This window comes from Mycolicibacterium sediminis (assembly GCF_010731735.1).
Taxonomy (GTDB): Bacteria; Actinomycetota; Actinomycetes; order Mycobacteriales; family Mycobacteriaceae; genus Mycobacterium; species Mycobacterium sediminis.
In genome coordinates this window covers 3,475,732-3,494,551 of the sequence record NZ_AP022588.1, presented here as the reverse complement: position 1 = coordinate 3,494,551, position 18,820 = coordinate 3,475,732, and the positions used below count along the sequence as shown (strand labels likewise).

The 18,820-nt window shown below is 68.6% G+C and carries 20 protein-coding genes; 8 read left to right on the top strand and 12 right to left on the bottom strand.

The features are described 5' to 3' along the window. Positions 1–17: 17 nt before the first annotated feature. The 3 genes from G6N64_RS16655 to G6N64_RS16645 are packed head-to-tail and all read right to left on the bottom strand — an operon-like array spanning position 18 to position 2,627. Positions 18–647, bottom strand: a complete 630-nt coding sequence (locus tag G6N64_RS16655) for a vitamin K epoxide reductase family protein (RefSeq protein ID WP_163798047.1) — start codon at positions 645–647, stop codon at positions 18–20. After that, entirely contained in the window at positions 644–1,432 is a 789-nt protein-coding gene (locus G6N64_RS16650) for a DsbA family protein (protein WP_163798046.1), read from the bottom strand. Before G6N64_RS16650 ends, G6N64_RS16655 begins: the two co-directional genes overlap by 4 nt. A 52-nt stretch (positions 1,433–1,484) precedes the next feature. Then, entirely contained in the window at positions 1,485–2,627 is a 1,143-nt protein-coding gene (locus G6N64_RS16645) for an alpha/beta hydrolase (protein ID WP_163798045.1), read from the bottom strand. Between G6N64_RS16645 and G6N64_RS16640 the strand changes: the two genes are divergently transcribed. Together G6N64_RS16640 and G6N64_RS16635 are read left to right on the top strand one after the other, a co-directional pair. Continuing rightward, on the top strand, positions 2,626–3,474 hold the full coding sequence (locus tag G6N64_RS16640; RefSeq protein ID WP_163798044.1) for an aldo/keto reductase: 849 nt from the start codon (positions 2,626–2,628) through the stop codon (positions 3,472–3,474). The genes G6N64_RS16645 and G6N64_RS16640 overlap by 2 nt on opposite strands. Positions 3,475–3,479: 5 nt before the next feature. Continuing rightward, on the top strand, positions 3,480–4,319 hold the full coding sequence (locus G6N64_RS16635; RefSeq protein WP_163798043.1) for an aldo/keto reductase: 840 nt from the start codon (positions 3,480–3,482) through the stop codon (positions 4,317–4,319). A 66-nt stretch (positions 4,320–4,385) separates the two neighbouring features. Here the strand turns inward: G6N64_RS16635 and G6N64_RS16630 are convergent, their stop codons facing one another. Beyond that, positions 4,386–5,105: a peptidoglycan recognition protein family protein gene (locus tag G6N64_RS16630; RefSeq protein WP_174266828.1), complete on the bottom strand. Its 720-nt coding sequence runs from the start codon at positions 5,103–5,105 to the stop codon at positions 4,386–4,388. 212 nt (positions 5,106–5,317) lie between these two features. On the opposite strand from G6N64_RS16630, the gene G6N64_RS16625 reads away from it, so the two are divergent. From G6N64_RS16625 to G6N64_RS16615, 3 genes are all read left to right on the top strand, one after another. Then, positions 5,318–6,847, top strand: a complete 1,530-nt coding sequence (locus G6N64_RS16625; RefSeq protein WP_163798042.1) for a serine/threonine-protein kinase — start codon at positions 5,318–5,320, stop codon at positions 6,845–6,847. Between the two features lie 194 nt (positions 6,848–7,041). After that, positions 7,042–8,487 (top strand): neutral zinc metallopeptidase, encoded by a 1,446-nt coding sequence (locus G6N64_RS16620; RefSeq protein ID WP_163798041.1) that lies wholly within the window; start codon positions 7,042–7,044, stop codon positions 8,485–8,487. 150 nt (positions 8,488–8,637) lie between these two features. Continuing rightward, positions 8,638–8,904: a hypothetical protein gene (locus tag G6N64_RS16615; protein ID WP_163798040.1), complete on the top strand. Its 267-nt coding sequence runs from the start codon at positions 8,638–8,640 to the stop codon at positions 8,902–8,904. 70 nt (positions 8,905–8,974) lie between these two features. On the opposite strand, the gene G6N64_RS16610 is transcribed toward G6N64_RS16615, so the two are convergent. The 5 genes from G6N64_RS16610 to G6N64_RS16590 form a co-directional block, all read right to left on the bottom strand. Continuing rightward, entirely contained in the window at positions 8,975–9,541 is a 567-nt protein-coding gene (locus G6N64_RS16610) for a copper resistance CopC family protein (protein ID WP_246230681.1), read from the bottom strand. 69 nt (positions 9,542–9,610) lie between these two features. After that, positions 9,611–9,922 carry a hypothetical protein gene (locus tag G6N64_RS16605; protein WP_163798039.1) on the bottom strand — a complete coding sequence of 104 codons (312 nt, stop codon included), beginning with the start codon at positions 9,920–9,922 and terminating at the stop codon, positions 9,611–9,613. 192 nt (positions 9,923–10,114) lie between these two features. Beyond that, positions 10,115–10,816: an HNH endonuclease family protein gene (locus G6N64_RS16600; protein WP_163798038.1), complete on the bottom strand. Its 702-nt coding sequence runs from the start codon at positions 10,814–10,816 to the stop codon at positions 10,115–10,117. After that, the gene (recG, locus tag G6N64_RS16595) at positions 10,813–13,020 is read right to left on the bottom strand and encodes an ATP-dependent DNA helicase RecG (RefSeq protein ID WP_163798037.1); all 2,208 of its coding nucleotides are present in this window, start codon (positions 13,018–13,020) and stop codon (positions 10,813–10,815) included. The genes G6N64_RS16600 and recG overlap by 4 nt, the downstream gene beginning before the upstream one ends. Positions 13,021–13,022: 2 nt before the next feature. Beyond that, the gene (locus G6N64_RS16590) at positions 13,023–14,648 is read right to left on the bottom strand and encodes a fatty acid kinase ATP-binding subunit FakA (protein WP_163798036.1); all 1,626 of its coding nucleotides are present in this window, start codon (positions 14,646–14,648) and stop codon (positions 13,023–13,025) included. Between the two features lie 180 nt (positions 14,649–14,828). Between G6N64_RS16590 and rpmB the strand changes: the two genes are divergently transcribed. Further along, the gene (gene rpmB / locus G6N64_RS16585; protein WP_163798035.1) at positions 14,829–15,023 is read left to right on the top strand and encodes a 50S ribosomal protein L28; all 195 of its coding nucleotides are present in this window, start codon (positions 14,829–14,831) and stop codon (positions 15,021–15,023) included. 81 nt (positions 15,024–15,104) lie between these two features. Here rpmB and G6N64_RS16580 read toward each other — a convergent pair whose 3' ends face one another. Next, positions 15,105–15,788, bottom strand: coding sequence for a uracil-DNA glycosylase (locus G6N64_RS16580; RefSeq protein WP_163798034.1), 684 nt, complete (start codon positions 15,786–15,788; stop codon positions 15,105–15,107). A gap of 30 nt (positions 15,789–15,818) precedes the next feature. Continuing rightward, the gene (locus G6N64_RS16575) at positions 15,819–16,772 is read right to left on the bottom strand and encodes a thiamine-phosphate kinase (RefSeq protein WP_163798033.1); all 954 of its coding nucleotides are present in this window, start codon (positions 16,770–16,772) and stop codon (positions 15,819–15,821) included. A 132-nt stretch (positions 16,773–16,904) separates the two neighbouring features. On the opposite strand from G6N64_RS16575, the gene G6N64_RS16570 reads away from it, so the two are divergent. Both G6N64_RS16570 and G6N64_RS16565 read left to right on the top strand, forming a co-directional pair. Then, complete coding sequence (locus G6N64_RS16570) at positions 16,905–17,147, top strand: Lrp/AsnC ligand binding domain-containing protein (RefSeq protein ID WP_163798032.1); 243 nt, start codon at positions 16,905–16,907, stop codon at positions 17,145–17,147. Between the two features lie 10 nt (positions 17,148–17,157). Next, positions 17,158–17,700: a DUF3515 domain-containing protein gene (locus G6N64_RS16565; RefSeq protein WP_163798031.1), complete on the top strand. Its 543-nt coding sequence runs from the start codon at positions 17,158–17,160 to the stop codon at positions 17,698–17,700. Here G6N64_RS16565 and G6N64_RS16560 read toward each other — a convergent pair. Further along, complete coding sequence (locus G6N64_RS16560; RefSeq protein ID WP_163798030.1) at positions 17,697–18,800, bottom strand: D-alanine--D-alanine ligase family protein; 1,104 nt, start codon at positions 18,798–18,800, stop codon at positions 17,697–17,699. The genes G6N64_RS16565 and G6N64_RS16560 overlap by 4 nt on opposite strands. Positions 18,801–18,820: the final 20 nt, after the last annotated feature.

Genomic DNA, 18,820 nt, shown 5'->3' with positions numbered 1-18,820 from the left:
GTCACCCGGCCCCGGACCTAGATCAGCGTGGACCAGTAGTTCCAGAACCGGACCAGGATCATCAGGATCAGCGCGGTGAACCACAGTGCGACCAGCGACCATCGCCACTGGTGGACGACGCGGGCGACGGCATTGCCCGCCAGCGGCCGCAGGGCGATCGAGGAGACCACCACGAAGAGCGGCACCGTCACCGCCCACACGACCATGCAGTACGGGCACAGGGCGCCGATGTCGTAGAGGCTCTGCCAGATCAGCCAGTGCACGAACACGACGCCCAGCAGCGATCCGACGGCGAGTCCGGCCCAATACCACTGGGGCAGGGACACTTTGGTGACGGCGAGGACGCCGGTGACCACGACCACCGCGAACGACGCGATGCCGATGAGCGGGTTCGGGAAGCCGAACAGCGCCGCCTGCGGGGTGACCATCACCGACCCGCAGGACAGCACCGGGTTGATGCTGCACGACGGCACGTAGGCCGGGTTGATCAGGAGTTCGATCTTCTCGACCGTGAGGGTGAACGCCGCGGTGAAGCCCACCGCGCCGGCGATCAGGATCCAGATGGCGCTGGCGCGGGACACGCGCACCGGGCCACCGGTCGCCGGTCGATCGGCTACCGGGGTGGCGTCGGGCGCGGTAACGGTCACGGTGCGGCCGGCGCCTGGCCGGGCAGCGGGGCGGCGGGCACCGGGGTGGCTCCCGGCACGTCGCCGACGATCTCCTTGACCTTCGCGACGAGCGCGTCGGGTGTGGAGAACTCGTAGTCCTCGCCGTTGATCCGGACCGTCGGGGTCGCATTCACGCTCGTCGCGCCGGCGAGGCCCTCGACGAGGTTGGTGTAGCGCCCGCTGTTGACGCACTCCGGAACCGTTCCGGCCGCTCCGGCCTGCCGGGCCGTCTCGATGAGCTGCGCGTTGGTGGGGAAGTTGGTCCCGACCTCGCTGGGCTGCTGGGCGTACAGGGCCGCGTGGAACCGGGAGAAGACCTCCTTGTTCGGGGTCTTGTCCTCGTCGGCGACGCAGTAGGCGGCGGCGCCGGCCCGCGACGAGTAGTTGTCGTTGGCGGGACGGTCGAGGATGGCCACCATGTTGTAGTCGACGGCCATGGCGCCACTGGTCACCAGCGAGGTGATCGTGGGGCCGAACTGCTGCTCGAAGCGGCCGCATACCGGGCAGAGGAAGTCCTCGTAGACGCCGAGCACGACCTTCGGGTCGGTGGTGCCCTCGTTGGTGATCACGTTGCTCGACGCGACGCGGATGGCCTTCGCCTCACCGGCGGCGGGCTTGTCCTTCGCGTTGGTCACGATCACCAGGACCAGGGCCACCGCGAAGATCACCACGATCGCGGTCAACCCGACCTGAATCAGCAGATTGCGCTTGCGGTCGGCTGCCTTGAGGTCGTAGCTGGGTGTCTTCTTGGATTTCTTGGCCACGGTTGACAGGGTACCGGCGACTTCTCGCCGGTCGTCAGGCCCGTTCTGCTTCTCAGCTGCGACTCAGGTGTGCCCGCAGCGCCGACACCATGTCGGCGGTAGCGGTGGCGCTGGCGCCGCCCAGCGGGAAGAAGTTCGCGAACGCGTGCACGACCGACCCGTACACCCGGTGGTCGACGGGGACGCCCGCCGCGGCCAGTGCCTCGGCGAACTGCCCACCCTCGTCGCGCAGCGGGTCGAACCCCGCCGTCAACACCAACGCGGGCGGCAGGCCGGCGAGGTCGTCGGCCAGCAGCGGGGAGATCCGCCAGTCGTCGCGGTCGAGGGTGGCGCCGACGACGTAGTTGTCCCGGAACCAATCCATGTGCGGCTTGGTGAGGAAGAACCCCTCGGAGAACAGCGTCTTCGAACGGGTCTCCGCGGCGAAGTTGGTGGCCGGGTAGAGCAGCAGCTGCAACGCGGGCAGCGGCACGTCCGCGTCGTCGCGCGCCATCATCGACACGATTGCCGCGAGGTTCCCACCGGCGCTGTCGCCGCCGACGGCGATGCGCGACGCGTCGACGCCCAGCTCGTCGGCGTGCTCGACGGCCCAGCGGTAGGCGGCGTAGCAGTCCTCCCCCGCCGCGGGCGCCTTGTGTTCGGGGGCGAGCCGGTAGTCGATCGCCAGCACGTGCACGCCGGCGTCGCGGCAGATCAGGCGGCACAGCCCGTCGTGGGTCTCCAGGTCACCGACGACGAAACCGCCACCGTGGAAGAAGACCAGCAGGGGGGCCGCGCCGGTCGCGCCGTCGGGCACGTAGTGGCGCGCCGGGATGGGTCCGGCCGGGCCGGGCAGCTCGAGGTCGCGGGTGCCGACCGAGATGCGGGCGTCGATGGTGGCCGACATCTTGCCGAGCTGCTCGCGGGCGACGGCGACGTCGTCGCTGGCGACCAGCCCACTGGTCCCCGACGCCCTCTGGATCGCGAGGACGAACTGCAGGGTGGTGTCGAGAGTGTTGCCGTCGAGCGTCACGCGGCGGTTGCGCAGGAGAGCGCGCTTGACCGGGTCGGGGATGCGTGCGATCAGCGGCATCATCACCGCGCTCGCCCGGTTGATGGTGGCCAGCTTCCGTCGGCTCGGACGGCCTGCGCCGGGGTCGGCGATCCGCCGTGCCTCGACGGCGACCGGACTGTCGGCTGGCAGACTCTCGGTCATGGCTGAACCCTCCACTCCTGCGAGTCCCTCGATACGACTCAACGACGGTAAGTCCATCCCCGCGGTGGGGCTGGGCGTGTGGCAGACGCCGCCCGACGAGACCGAGCGCGCCGTCGGCGCCGCACTCGCCGCAGGGTACCGCCACGTCGACACGGCGGCCGCATACGGCAACGAGGAGGGGGTGGGCCGTGCGCTGGCCGCCTCGGGTCTGCCCCGCGACGACGTCTACGTGGTGACCAAGCTGTGGAACGCCGACCAGGGTTACGACGCGACGATGAAGGCGTTCGACGCCAGCATGTCCAAGCTGGGCATCGACCGCCTGGACCTGTACCTGATCCACTGGCCGATGCCCGACAAGAGCACCTTCGTGGAGACGTTCACGGCGTTCGCCGAACTGCGGGCACAGGGCCGCATCACCTCCATCGGAGTGAGCAACTTCGAGCCCGAGCACCTGCGAATCCTGGTGGACGCCACGGGCATCGTGCCCGCCGTCAACCAGATCGAGCTGCACCCGCTCCTGCCCCAGCGCGAGCTGCGGGACGTCCACGCGACGATGGGCGTGGCCACCGAGGCGTGGAGCCCGCTGGGTCAGGGCTCGCTGCTCGAACACCCCACCGTCACGGGCCTGGCCGAGGCGCACGGCAAGACGCCCGCGCAGGTGCTGATCAGATGGCACATCCAGATCGGTAACATCGTCATTCCGAAATCGGTGAACCCCGAACGGATCGTGAGTAACTTCGACGTGTTCGACTTCGAGCTGAGTGAGCAGGACCTCGGGTCCATCGCGTCGTTGGAGGACGGCACACGACTGGGTCCCGATCCACGTACGTTCAACTTCACAGGGTAGGTGACATGACCTCGGCGGCGGCGATCCCCAACGCGAGCCTCAACGACGACAACACGATGCCGGTACTCGGCATCGGCGTCGGCGAACTATCCGAGAAGGAGGCCGAGCACGCGGTGTCGACCGCGCTCGAGATCGGCATCCGGCTCATCGACACGGCGACGGCCTACGGCAACGACGCGGCCGTCGGACGCGCGATCGCCGCGTCGGGCATCCCCCGCGCCGAGATCTTCCTGACGACCAAGCTGGCCACCGAGGACCAGGGCTTCCGGGCGGCGCAGGACGCCATCCAGGCGAGCCTGGAGCGGATCGGCACCGAGTACGTCGACCTGTACCTGATCCACTGGCCCGCGGGTAACCCGGACAAGTACGTGGACAGCTGGGGCGGGTTGATGAAGCAGCGCGACGTCGGCAGCACCAAGTCGATCGGCGTCGCCAACTTCACCGCCGAGGACCTGTCCAACGTCATCGACCTGTCCTACTTCGTGCCCGCGGTCAACCAGATCGAGCTGCACCCGCTGCTGAACCAGTCGGCGCTGCGGGAGGTGCACGCCGAGCACGGCATCGTCACCGAGGCCTACGGCCCGCTCGGTGTCGGCAGGCTGATCGAGAACCCGACCGTGGTCTCGGTCGCCGAGGCGTACGGCAAGACGCCGGCGCAGGCACTGATCCGCTGGAACGTGCAACTGGGCAACGTGGTGATCTCCCGGTCCTCGAAGGCGGAGCGCATCGCCGAGAACTTCGACGTCTTCGACTTCGAGCTGACCGACGAGCACATGACCGCGCTCAACGGGCTCGACGACGGCACCCGCTTCCGTCCCGACCCGGAGACCTACACCGGGACGTAGGCCGCTACGGCGTCGGCGGCTCGTCGTTGACGCGGCGCGGTGCGGCGCGCTGCGAAAGGCTGGCCCTCAGAGCCCCGCCTCGATTTTCGCCACGGCATCCTTGGCTTCCGGGCCGCATACGCTACGAAGGTCGACTGTTCCGGCGGCGATGTTCTTCTCGATGCGGCCTTGGAGATCGCCCGACTGGACGCGGGCGTATAGGTCTGCGCCTGGACAGGCAGTGGAGGCGAAGTCTCGGTGTCCACGCACCACGTCGTCGGAGATCTTGTACGTTTGGGCGGCCCACGCGAAGGCAAGCGCTGCGCTGTCGAGTTGCGCCTCGGTGACGACCTCTTGGTCGAAATCCCCCTCGCACAAGACCAAGAAGTGCCCCGTCGGGTTGTATTCCGTTGCGGTATCGCCCACGATTTCGGGTCGGCGCAACTCGTAAATGTTGCCATTGCGGTCGACGCCGACGTGGTAGGCGATGTCGATCCAACCGCGTTCACCTTGATGGAGTCGCTGATGCTGGCGAAGACGACCGGGCGCATTCTTGTTGTCACCTAGGACGGCGCCAGTGTGGTGAATCGTCATCCGACTGATCGAGTGCGCAACCCCGCCCGGGAGTTCTGGCTTCGCGCCCCAAGACTCACGGCAGAGCAGCACGCCGGACGGGCCCGCCGAAACCGGCGGCACCTCAGACGCCGGCGCCGGCGGTACGTCTAGCGGAACCGCTGGCGGTGCATTCGTTGAAGTCGAGGAAGCGCCGGAGACGTCCGCTTGAACAGCCGACTGCTTGGCGGACATGAGTGGCTCCGCGACAGTTGCCGCAGCCGCCCCGAGTCCGCCTGCGCCAGCGAGCCACAACAGGCGACGGCGGTTCATAAGTTCGCGCCGACCGCCGGGAGTAGGAGGGACATCCATCCTCGGCACCCTACGGAACGTCCGCACGGGAGCGCCGGCAAACGGTGGGTTGGTTCGGGCAACGGGACGCCGTTGGCTTTTGTACGATCACCCTTATGCCCATTGCCGATGGTGCGGAGTTTGCCGGATATTCCATCGAGCGCTTACTGGGAACTGGGGGAATGGGCGAGGTATATCTCGTGCGGCACCCACGGTTGCCACGCCGGGAGGCGCTAAAGATCCTCCCTCCTGGCGTAAGCGCCGATGCGGACTACCGGCAGCGTTTCGCGCGCGAAGCCGATATCGCTGCGTCTTTGTGGCATCCCCACATCGTCGGCATCCACGATCGCGGCGAGCACGACGGCCAGCTCTGGATCGCCATGGACTACGTCGAAGGTACCGACGCGGCCCAGTTGTTGCGATCGAGATATCCGCTCGGTATGCCCCCACGGGATGTGATCGAGATAATCGAGGCGATCGCAGATGCGCTCGACTACGCCCATGAAAGCTACATGCTTCATCGCGACGTCAAGCCCGCGAACATTCTGATCGCTGATCAACGAAGCGGTGCGCGTCGAACGCTACTTGCGGACTTCGGAATCGCTCGCGCGGCCCACGAAGACAGGGGCCTCACCGCAACCAACATGGCGGTGGGAACCGTCGCGTATGCAGCCCCTGAGCAACTGTTGGGGCGAACTCTTGATGGCCGCGCGGATCAGTACGCCCTCGCGTGCACCGCCTACCATCTGTTCACCGGAGAACCTCCGGTTGGCACCACGTCCTCGTTGGGACGGACGCGCGGGGACCTGGCCGCCTATGACTCGGCGCTCGCCAAAGCCATGGCGAAGGAGCCATTTGACCGTTTCAACACCTGCCGGGATTTTGCCGCCGCGTTGCGTAGCGGTAGAGACGGAGCCGCCGGGCATTACAGTTCCGACGAACCGACCCAAGTCGGACACGACGTTCCGCGATCTCCGCCGACGATCCCGACGCCGCAGCCTGAGTCCCGTCTCCCGGATATCCCTCATCGAGAAAAACGCTCGCGCACTGCACTCATGGTGGCTACCGGTTTGGCGGCGCTCCTTGCCGTGGGACTCGTCGCCTTCATCGGCGCACGCTTGGGGCAATCGGGCCCGTCTGACACCGAGGCGAGTTCAACGGTTCCGACTTTGATTCCACCCGAGCCAGAGTTCCCAGCCTCAAGACCCTCGCGAACGGTGACGCAGAGCGCTCCCACCGTAACCGTCACTCAGCCAGGCCTTCCCGTACCCATTCCGCCCGCTCGGCCCGTCCCGGCCACAGCCCCTAGGCCACCCGGCGACCTTGGTCTTCGTACGGTGATGAGTTCTCCGTACTGCAACGGGCAGGGAATCGTGGTGCTGGGAAACGTCACCACCCCTGGGATGTACGAATCGGGTGTCCAACGCTTGCTGGACTTGAATCCAGGTGCGTCGTACTTGCGAACTGATCAGAGTTGTCCGTCATTGCGTCAAGCGTCTGACGAGGGCAATCCAATATATGCGGTGTATCGAACGGCCGGGTCTTCCACCGCCCAAGTGTGCAGCGCGGTTCGTGCAGCAGGTGGGGACGCGTACGGGAAGTGGCTGGACACTACGACTGACCCAGCCGACTTGATGCGGTGTTGAACAGTCAGATGAAGCTCGATCAATTGACCGCTGAGCCTGCAAGTTCCACCTTCCAGTCCTTCGAATCGGTGGGGATGTCGTCCGCTGGCGACGTTGGCGCTGGGAGTTCGAAAGCGCAGGTTCGAACCCGGTCACTCAGGACCGGGGCGTGCGGCATCCACGTCATAGTTACGACGGACCCATAGAGGCTATTCGTGGCTAGCGTGGCCTCACGGCATCTCCTCGCTGCTCTTGTCTTGTGCGTCGTTGGATGCTCATCGACGGCGACTGCGCCGGGCCCTCCGGCGAAGGATTCTTCTCGCGCGTTCCTCGCAGGCGGTCTCCCAGTCACGCAGGGACCGAGCGGACTTCGCAGCGACGCGCCCGCCACGAGCCGCGATGCCCAGAATTCCGACGGCAGTCCTACAGATCAGCTCGTCCTCACTGCTGTCGACGACGTCGAGCAGTTTTGGAACTCGGCCTATCCACGCACCTTCGACGGATCTTTTGCACCTGTTGAATCGCTGGCTTCATACGATTCGGATGACCGCTACGGTCCAGACATTTGTGGGGCCGAGAGCTATGGCGAGGTCAACGCAATGTATTGCTTTCTCGCGGACACGCTGGCTTGGGACCGGGGGGTTCTGGTTCCCACCGGACAAAGCTACTTCGGCGACGCGTCCATCGCGGTATTAGTAGCGCATGAGTACGGACACGCCGTGCAGTACGGGTCGGGCCTGGCGGGCGTATTCACCGAAACGATAGTCAAAGAACAACAGGCGGACTGCTTCGCAGGTGCCTACAGTCGCTGGGTTGCAGAAGGCAACTCACCACGGTTTCAGCTGAGCACCGGGGATGGGCTAAACCGGGTGCTTGCTGGAGTGATTACCTTGCGAGACAGCGTCTTGACCGCCAACGAGGCGGACGAGCTGGAGGATGGGCACGGAACCGCACTCGATCGCGTAAGCGCTTTTCAAATGGGATTCACCGCGGGCGCAGGCGCATGTACTGGCATCGACCTTGACGAGATTGAGCAGCGTCGAGGAGACCTCCCGATGGTCCTCGGGACAGAAGAAAGTGGCAACGTCCAACCGGGTGAGATGGCAGTAGACCAGAACACGATCCTCACTCTCATGGAGCTACTGGACGTGATATTTCACCCGATGAGTCCGCCGGGCCTATCGATGACTTTGCAAGATTGTCCAGGGTTTCCAACGAGTCCGTCGGCGTCATATTGTCCGGCCAACAACACCATCTCCGTCGACCTCCCTGCGTTGCAACAAATGTCGATCGCAGCGGATCGTAACGATTACGTCCTTCCCCAAGGTGACAACACCGCGCTTTCTCTTGTGACCTCGCGGTATGCGCTTTCCATCCAGCACGCAAGGGGTGAACCACTCGACGCGCCGGTCACCGCGTTACGAACGGCATGCCTGACCGGCATCGCACAGCGCGCAATGGCCGATCAGGTCGAGCTTGCGAACGGCCAGCTACTCATGCTGGCCGCCGGCGACATGGATGAGGCTGTGGGCGGTCTGCTCACCAATGGGCTGGCCGCAAGCACGGTGGACGGATCGACTGTTCCTGCCGGTTTCACGCGTATCGAGGCGTTCCGCGACGGTTTATTTGGGACCGAGGAGGAATGCCTCCACCGCTATTGATCGAGGCACGACCTTCGATGCATTCTGCAGTGAAATACGACAGGGGTGGACGATGGGGGGTGGCTGGGGCATCGCGCGTCGGCACTGCGGCAGGCCGCGCACTTCGCTCGTCAATTGCCCTGCCTCCGCGCAGATTCCGTGCTCTCGCAAATGCAGCTCGTTGCTCCCGACCAGCAGTGGGGCTTCGCCGGCGATGCGGGTGTCGCGGCGAAAGGTGGCTGGGGACCGGAACCAGATGGTGTGTACCTGGTGCGCCAAATCGCTCTCCTCGGCGCGGGAGCCGATTCGTTGGGGGTGGCGATCGCCGCAAAACCGTCAGATGGCAGCTTCGCGACCGGAACCGCAGTACTTGACCAGCTCGCCAACTGGGTGGGCGACCACCGCGAAGAGCTACCCAAGGGCGACTGCGGCGGTTGAACTCGGACCTCGATCGAGACAGTAGCGCGCTGAATGTTGCAACCGACGCTTCCGAACTCAAGCACGAAGGCTACGGGTTCGGCGGCTCGTCGCCGCCGCGTCGCTTCCGGGACTGCCAGAACACGATGCCTCCCGCCAGCAGGAGCCCAGCGGCCCCCGCGGCGAGGATGGACGTCGTCGAATCGGCGCCGAGCGGGCCGGTCTCGTCGGCCGGCGCGGATTCCGGCGCCGGCGCGGGCGCCGCACTCGCGGTCGGCGCGCCCGGGGCGGCGGCGACGGTGAACCGAATCGACCCCGTGACGGGATGACCGTCGGCCGACACCACGCGGTACCCGATCGTGTACTCCCCGCCCGGCAAATCAGCGTCCACCGGGGCGCTCAGCCGGGGACCGTCGACCTTCGCCGGCCCGGACACCCGGTTGGCGCCGTCGGCGGCGCTGACGGCGATGTTCGCGAAGGCGGGATTGATGTCCTCGCTGAACGTCAGGGTGACGGTGCGCGGCGCGGTCGGCAGGGACGCGCCGTCGGCGGGGTCCGAACCGGCCAGCGTGGTGTGTGCTCCGGCGCCGGCGGCACCCCACATCCCCAGCGCGAGCGCCAGCATTGTGGCCGCGATCGTGCGCGCGATGACGTTCACGTCGTCAGTCCCATCGTTCGAAGAGGTGTTCTCGGTTCCCACGCTAGGTGGTGGATGCGGGTGGGTCCGTCACTCCGCGGTCGCGCCGGCGGGATTCGACGGGCGCACGGATTCCCGAGCTGACGATGACTTTTCGACGTCGAGCAAGCGCATGAACAGGATCACGATGTTGCAGATCACGATCACCGCAAGGAAGTAGCTCGCCGGTGACGGCATCCCCGGGATCAGCAGGATGCTCACACAGGCGAACGCCAACGTGATCTTCGGCCACGTCCGGGCGAACGTCCCACGCCGCGCCAGTGCCCACGCCAAGACCAGCAGCGCCATGACGGAGATGGCGGTCACCGGAATCCACCAGTACTCGATCCACCACTGTGTCACCACGATCAACCGCCGTCCCTAGTGATCACAGCCCGCGTCCATTGGTCCGTCTCATCGTGCCCTCAACCGCAGTCGTCGAACCTCGGACGCACCGATCGTCGCCCCCGTCTGCTTCCCCAGCCTTGGTGCCCAACGCTACCTCCGACGACACCATCGGACCGTCACCATGTGAAGAGTGGTGCTGGATGCCCCCTACCCCACCGGGCAGGTCGCGGCGCCCTCGCGCAGCGCGACGGCCGACCGCTGGTCGATCGGCAGCCCGTAGCCGCGCAACACGTCGGCGAACTGCACCGAGTACTGACACCAGAACACCCGGTTGGGCGGCATCCAGTCCGCCGGTTCGGAGTCGCCCTTGTCCTGATTCGCCCGTCCCTGAACGGCAATCAGGTTCGACGGGTCGTTGGCGAACCGCACCCGCAGGTCGTCCGGCCAGTCGCGCGCACCGAGGTCCCACGCCAGTGCCAGCGGCACCAGGTGGTCGATCTGCACCGCTGCGCCGACCTGGTTGCCGCGGGTGAAGTCGATGACCGCATTGGTGTAGGGGTCGTGCAGGATGCCCGTCGCGACGGCGTTCGGGCACCGCTTGATGGACACGTAGGTCTTGTCGACGAGGTCGCGTTCGAGGATGTCGTTCCTGGTGTCGCAGCCGTTGTGACCGCCCGGCGCGGAGGTGTCGTCGGTCCACGACTCGCCGAACGCCGCCCGCCGGTAGTCGTGCGAGCGCACCCGGGTCGGGATCTCGACGACCCCGGCGAGGACGTCGACACCGGGGGCGACGGTCGGCACGTCGGCCCTCGCGACGTAGGGCGCCTGATCGTGGCCCGAGGTGGTGACCTGGATGGCCACCAGCACCGCCACGACGACCGCGGCCGCGAGCGCCCACGTCCGCGTCATGCCTTGTCCAGGTAGGTCACGCGTTCGCCGACGACGAACGGCGACGCGAGGATCTCCAGACCGGCGCCGTCGCGCTCGTCGCCGTGCTCGTAGATCGCCTCGGCGTACTCACGGGCCAGTTCGATGACGTCGCGGTGGTCCTTGAGCGACAGCAGTTTGAGCGTGATGGGCCGTCCGCTCTGCGACAGGCCCAGCACGTCGCCCTCGCGCCGCTCCTCGAGGTCGAGGTCGGCGAGCCGGAAGCCGTCGAGCGTCGCCGCGACGGCCTTGAGCCGGACGCCGGCCTTGGACCCCTCGGGGAGGTTGGTCGCCAGCAGGCACAGGCTCGGGTGCTCACCCCGCCCGATCCGCCCGCGCAGCTGGTGCAGCTGGCTGATGCCGAACCGGTCGGCGTCCATCACCAGCATCACCGTGGCGTTCGGCACGTCGACGCCGACCTCGATCACGGTGGTGCACACCAGGACGTCGATCTCCCCGGCGCGGAACGCGGTCATGACGGCGTCCTTCTCGTCGCCGGACAGCCTGCCGTGCATGAGACCCATCCGCAGCCCGCTGAGTTCCCCGGTGCGCAGCCCTTCGTACATCTCGATGACCGTCACCGGCGGTGGTCCCGCGTCGTCCCCCTTGGCGTCCTTGTCGGACTCGTCGATGCGCGAGGCGACGACGTAGGCCTGCCGGCCCGCGCCCACCTCCTCGCGGATGCGCTGCCACGCCCTCGGCAGCCAGGACTTCTGCTCCCGGATGAAGATGGCGCTGGTGGCGATCGGCTGCCTGCCGCGGGGCAGTTCGCGCAACTCGGAGGTCGCGAGGTCGCCGTACACGGTGAGCGCCACGGTCCTCGGGATGGGCGTGGCGGTCATCACCAGCAGGTGCGGGACGTACCCGGTTGCCTTGGCGCGCAACTTGTCTCGCTGGTCGACGCCGAACCGGTGCTGCTCGTCGACGACGACGAGGCCGAGGTTGCGGAACTCGACGGTCTTCTGGATCAGCGCGTGGGTGCCGACGACGATGCCGGCCTCCCCGCTGGCGATCTCGTCACGCACCTGCCGCTTCTGCTGCGTCGTCATCGACCCGGTGAGCAGCGCCACCCGGGTCGCGTGCTCGACGCCGTCGAACTCGCCCGCCCTCGCCAGGGGGCCCAGCACGTCGCGAATCGAGCGGGCATGTTGCGCGGCAAGCACTTCCGTCGGCGCGAGCAGAGCGCACTGGTACCCGGCGTCGACCATCTGCGCCATCGCGAGCAGCGCGACGATGGTCTTGCCCGACCCGACCTCGCCCTGCAGCATGCGGTGCATCGGGGTGGTCGCGGCGACCTCCGTCCGGAGCACGTCGAGCACCGTCCGCTGCCCCTCGGTGAGGTCGAAGGGAAGCTGCTCGCGCAACGCGTCGGCGATGCCACCCGCGATCGGCGGCGCAGGCGGCGCCGCGACGCTCAGCTCACTGTTGCGGCGCGCCACCAGAGCCCACTGCAGGCCCATCGCCTCGTCGAACCGGAGCCGTTCCCGTGCCCGGTCGCGGTCCTCGGCCTTCTCGGCCATGTGGATCGCCCGCAGCGCCTCGTCCTGCGACATCAGGTGATGGCGTTCGACGATGGCCGCCGGGAGTGTCTCGGCGACCGGATCGAGCACGGCGAGCACCTGGCGGATGCAGGCGTACACGTCCCAGCTCTGGACCTTGCTGGTCGCCTTATAGATCGGGAAGAAGTCGCGGTTGAAGATGTCGAGGTTGACGTCGCCGTCGGTGCTCGTCGCAGCCACCATCGACGACAGCGACGCGGTCCCGCCGACGGGTCGGTTGCCGTCGAGGATGAGGAACGCCGGGTGCGTCAACTGCATCTTGTCGCGGAAGTAGCCCACCTCGCCGGACACCATCAGCTGGGTGCCCTCGACCAGGGTGCGCTTGAGGTAGTTGACGTTGAAGAAGGTGGCGGTGACGGGCCGGTGCCGCAGCGCGATGACCAGGAACTGCTTGCCCTGCTTGGTGCGGCGGAGGTCTGACTTCTTGATCTCGTCGATGAAGGTGACGTGCTCGCCCAGCTCGGGCGGTTCGACGTCGCCGTCCTCGAGCGCCAGGGTGGCCCGGTTGTAGGTCCGCGGGTAGTGCCGCAGCAGGTCGTCGACCGTGACGATGCCGAGCTGCTCCTCGAGCGGCGTGGCCGACTTGGCGCCGATCACGTGGATCAGCGAATCCGAGAGCGCGACCACCCCTACTCCACCCCGATCAGCAGTACGTCACCTCGGTGACCCGTGTGATAGGCGACGAGTTCGGCACCGAGGTGCTCCCGTCGCACGTGTTCGCGAAGCGCTTCTCCGACACCGGGTTCCGCGTCCTCACCGGTGAGCACGGTGACCAGTTCGCCGCCGGACAGCAGCAGCAGGTCGATCAGGCCGGCACCGGCGGCGGTGACGTCGGCGCCGACGATCAGCACCTCGTCCCCCGCTATGCCGAGCCCGTTGCCGGGCCTGCACGCACCCGCCCACGTGAGCGCCTGGTCGGTGGCGACCCGCACCGATCCGTGTCGCGCGCCGCCCGCCGCCCGCGCCATCGTGTACCCGTCGTCGACCGCCGACCGCGCGGGATCGTGCACCGCCAGCGCCGCCAGGCCCTGGACCATCGACGGCGTCGGCACTGGCACCACGTCGATGCCCCGCGCCATCGCCGCGGTGCACCCGGCGACGAGTTCCTCCGCCGCGACGTACCCGTTCGGCAGCACCATCACGTGCCGGGCACCGGTGTCGGTCACGGCGCCGAGGAGGTGCTGGGCCCGGACGGGCTCGTTCCCGTCGAGACGCACCACCGCGGCGCCCTCGCCGGCGAACAGCTCCCGCGCGCCGTCACCGTCGACGACTGCGACCACGGCGCGCTCGCGCCCGGACTCCGGGGTGCCGGCCACCCGACCGGCGGTGAGGGCGGTGATCTGGATGCGCCGCAGCGTGCCGAGTTCGAGTGCTGCTTCGACGGCGGCACCGGCGTCGTCGGCGTGCACGTGCACCGAGTAGTCGGCGGCACCCTCGGGCGTACCGACGCCGCCCGCGGCGATGACGACGGAGTCACCGAGCCGTTCCAGTCGCGCCCGCAGGGTCTCCACGGCCGCGGGGTCGCACCCGCCGAGCAGGTACATGACCTCGAACTGCGGCGGACTCGCGGACGGCGCCGGCCGCTCGAGGACCGCCGGGTCGTGGCGTCGGCGCTGCGGTGCACGGCCCACGAGGGTGAGCGTCAGGGCGTCGAGCAGCACCAGCAGTCCGCGCCCGCCCGCGTCGACGACGCCGGCCCGGGTCAGCACGTCGAGCTGCTCGCGAGTGCGGTCGAGGGCGGCCTCCGCCGCGTCGGATGCGGCGGCGACGGTGACGGCCAGGTCTGAGTCAGCCGACTCCGCTGCCGCTGCCGCCGCCTGCAGCACCGAGACGATGGTGCCGGGCACCACGTCGCCGACCGACGCCGCGATCAGGCCCACGGCGTGCCGCAACGCGGCGCCGAACGCCCGGGCACCGACGTCACCGAGGACACCGTCGCGTTCGTCCGCGGCCTGCGCCGTGACCTCGGCCAGGGCACGCAGGATCTGGGAGAGGATGACGCCGGAGTTGCCCCGGGCACCGTTCACGGCCCCCTCGAACAGCGCCGCGGACACCGCCACGACGTCCGAGTCGACGTCGGCGGCATCAGCCCCCGCGCAGGCGGAACGCATCGTGAACAGCATGTTCGTGCCGGTATCGGCGTCGGCGACGGGGAAGACGTTGAGACGGTTGATCTCGTCGGCGTGGGCGGCGAGGCCGTCGACGGCGGCGTGGGCCCACGCCCGCAGGGTGGTCGCGTCGAGCACAGCAGCCATCCCACCTCCAACCGTTCGCGGTGGCCGCTAGCCTAGCCATCGACCCCGACAGCGAGCTGCGCCGATCACACCTGGGGACGCCATTTTGGCGATAACCGTGGCTGTCGGTATTCTGGTCGGGTTGTCGGGTCACCCGCGCCGCGGTCGCTGGCCCCAAGTACTGATTGAGGAGTTTCATACATGGCTGCCGTCTGCGACCTCTGCGGAAAGGGCCCCGGCTTCGGCAAGTCGGTGTCGCACTCCCATCGCCGGACCAGCCGCCGCTGGGATCCGAACATCCAGGTCGTCCGCTCGGCGGACCGCCCGGGTGGCAACAAGAAGCGCGTCAACGCCTGCACGTCCTGCATCAAGGCCGGCAAGGTCGTTCGGGGCTAACTTCCCCCACTCTCTTCACCGAGACTGCGGTGAGGTCGCGTCGGTTCGCCGATTCGCGATCTCCCCGCAGTTTCGGCGTTTCTAGGGCAGTTTCCAGTCGACGGGTTCGGCGCCCAGCTCGGCGAGCATCTCGTTCGCCCGGCTGAAGGGCCGCGACCCGAAGAAGCCGCGCGACGCCGACAGCGGTGACGGGTGCACGGATTCGATCGTCCTGCACCGAACTCCTGTGAGCATCGGCTTGAGCGTCGCCGCGTCGCGGCCCCACAGCACGGCCACCAGCGGCTGCGGTCGCTCGACGAGTGCGCGGATGGCGCGTTCGGTCACCGCCTCCCACCCCTTCCCGCGGTGCGACGCGGGCGCGCCCGGCCGGACCGTCAGCACCCTGTTCAGCAGCATGACCCCGCGCTGCGACCACGGCGTCAGGTCGCCGCTGCTGGGCGGCGGATGGCCGAGATCGCTGGCGTACTCCTTGAAGATGTTGTCCAGGCTGCGGGGCACCGGCCGCACGTCGGGCGCCACGGAGAAGCTCAGACCGACGGCGTGACCCGGTGTCGGGTACGGGTCCTGCCCGACGATGAGGACGCGCACCTCGTCGAACGGAAAGGTGAAGGCCCGCAACACGTTGTCGCCGGCGGGGAGATACCGTTCACCGCCCGCGATCTCGGCGCGGAGGAACTCCCCCATCGCACCGACCTGCTCGGTGACGGGTTCCAGAGCGCGGGCCCAGCCCGCCTCCACGATCTCGGTGAGGGGACGCGCGGCCATGGTGGGTCAACCTATCGGACCCCCGAACGGTCAGTACGACTGCCAGCCGGCACTGCCGCGCCACTGCGCGCCGTCGACGAGCACCCGGGCCGGGCCGTCGACGACCGACCCGATGCGTCGCCATCCCGCGGGCGGCGCTGCGGGGAACGTGGCGACCAGCGCGTGATCCTCGCCCCCACCGAGCACCCAGTCCCACGGGTCGGCGCCGGCGGCCTCGGCGGCCGCGGCGACGACGTCGCGATCGGCCAGGAGCGCCGCCGTGGACAGCTCGACGGTCACCCCGGACGCGGCGGCCACGTGCCCCAGGTCGGCGACCAGGCCGTCGGACACGTCGGTCATCGCGGTGGCGCCGCCGTCGGCGGCCAGGCGGCCGGACCCGTAGGGCACCTCGGGCACGAGGTGCCTGCGATGTAGCTCGTCGAATCCTCGAATCTCACCGTGCCACAACGCATATCCCGCAGCCGAGGTGCCGAGGTCGCCGATCACCGCCACGACGTCACCGACGCGGGCTCCCGAGAGCAGGACCGGCGCCCGCCCCGCCAGGTCGCCGAGCACGGTCACCGAGACCACCCACTGCGGCGCTGCCACCAGGTCACCGCCGACGATGCCCGCCCCGGTGCGCCCGGCCTCCGCCCACATCCCGTCGGACAGTGCCGTCACCGCGTCGGCCGGTGTGTCCCCGGGCGCACCGAATCCGACGACGTACGCGGTGGGCGTGGCGCCCATCGCCTCGACGTCGGCGGCGTTCTGGGCGATCGCCTTGCGACCCACGTCGTGCGGGGTCGACCAGTCGAGCCGGAAGTGCCTGCCCTCGACCAGCATGTCGGTCGACACCACGGTCCGACCGTCGGGAGCCAGGACGACGGCGGCGTCGTCGCCGGGGCCGACCTCGACGAGGCGGGTCTGGGTCCGGCGGGCCACCAATTCCTCGATGACGGCGAATTCGCCGAGCCCTGCCAGCGTCGGCCGCTCGCGGTCCGCCATCGTCGATGTGCTCCTCGCCACCCGTCCGCTTTCGTGCCCTGAACACCGACGCGACCTGCGGTACCTTTGTGCCCTGCGGCGCAGAGTCTATGCAGCGCGGAGTCTGGTGCGGCGACAGGGAGGACACACCGGGTGGTCGAGGCCTTCATGCTCATTCAGACCGAGGTGGGCCGCGCCGAGGTCGTCGCCGAGCACCTCGCCACGTTGCCCGGCGTCCTCTCCTCCGAGTACGTCACCGGTCCGTACGACGTCGTCGCGCGAGTGGGCGCGACCAGCCTCGACGACCTCAAGGCCGAGGTCGTCCCCAGCGTGCAGCAGGTGGCCGGGATCACCCGCACCCTGACCTGTCCCGTCGCCGAGGCGAGCCGGCCCTAGAGTCTCCCGTGTGACCGATGCGGAACCCGACGGCCCGCCGCGCAGCCTGCTGATCGCGGCCCTGGTGATCGCGGCGCTGGCCGTCGTGGGACTCCTCGCCGTCGCAGCGGTGCGCCACACCCCCGATCGGCCGCGTCCCGTCGCCGTCGCATCGATCCCCGCGCCGCAGGCCGACGGCGACGCGTGCCGGGCGCTGGCCGAGGCGCTGCCGACGGACCTGGGTGACTACCGCCGTGCGACGCTGGCCGATCCGGCGCCCGCGGGCGCCGCGGCGTGGCAGGCCGAGGACCGACCCGACGACGCCGTGATCCTGCGCTGCGGCCTCGAGCGTCCGGTGGACTTCGTCGCCGGCACGCCCGTTCAGGTCGTCGACCAGGTCAGCTGGTTCCGGATCGCCGACACGGGCCGCAGCACGTGGATCACGGTGGACCGGCCGAGTTACGTCGCGCTCACGCTGCCCGACGGGTCCGGCCCGACACCCATCCAGGAGATCTCGACGGCCGTCGCACGGGCGATGCCCGCGGTACCGCCGAACCCGGGTCCGCCGCGCTAGCGCAGGCCCGTGCCGCGGGCGACCGCCGTCTCCACCATGGTGGCCAGCAGCGTCGGGTAGTCGACGCCGCTCGCCGCCCACATCCGCGGGTACATCGAGATGGTGGTGAAGCCCGGCATCGTGTTGATCTCGTTGATCACCGGGCCGTCGTCGGTCAGGAAGAAGTCGACGCGGGCCAGACCCTGACCGTCGATGGCGCGGAAGGCACGGACCGCCAGCCCGCGGATCTCGTCGGCGATCCCGTCGTCGACCTTGGCGGGGACGTCGAGTTCGGCGGCGTCGTCGAGGTACTTGGTCTCGAAGTCGTAGAACCCGTCCTCGCGTCCGCGGACGCCCGCCACGCGGATCTCCCCGACGGTGCTGGCCTCGATCGAGCCGTCCGGGAATTCCAGGACGCCGCACTCGAGTTCGCGTCCGGGCACCGCGGCCTCGACGATGACCTTCGGGTCGTGCCTGCGGGCGTTGTCGATCGCCTGCGGCAGCTGGTCCCACGCGGTGACGCGGCTGACCCCGATGGACGATCCCCCGCGCGCGGGTTTGACGAACGCCGGAAGCCCGAGCCGCTCACGGTCCTCGAGCGTCACGGTCGGCTCACCCGGTCGCAGCACGACCTGATCCCCGATCGGCAGTCCCTCGGCCGCGAGCAGCTTCTTCGTGAACTCCTTGTCCATGCCGGCCGCGCTGGCCAGCACGCCCGCACCGACGTAGGGCACCCCGGCGAGTTCGAGCAGACCCTGAATGGTGCCGTCCTCGCCGTAGGGACCGTGCAGCACGGGGAACACGACGTCGACCGCGGCCAGCATCTCCCCCGCTCCGCGGCCCAGGGACAGCAGTTGGCCGCGCCGGGCGGGATCGGCGGTCAACGCCAACTCGGTGCCGGAGTCGCCACTCACGGCGGGCAGTCGCCCGTCGGTGATGGCGAGCGTCTCCGGACGTCCGTCGGTCAGCACCCAGGACCCCTCCGGCGAGATGCCGACGGCGACCACCTCGAAGCGCTCGGGGTCGAGGTTGCGCAGGATGCTGCCTGCGGACACGCACGAGATCGCGTGCTCAGAGCTGCGTCCGCCGTAGACGACGGCGACGCGGATGCGGGCAGTCACAACCTGCAGAGGCTACCGTC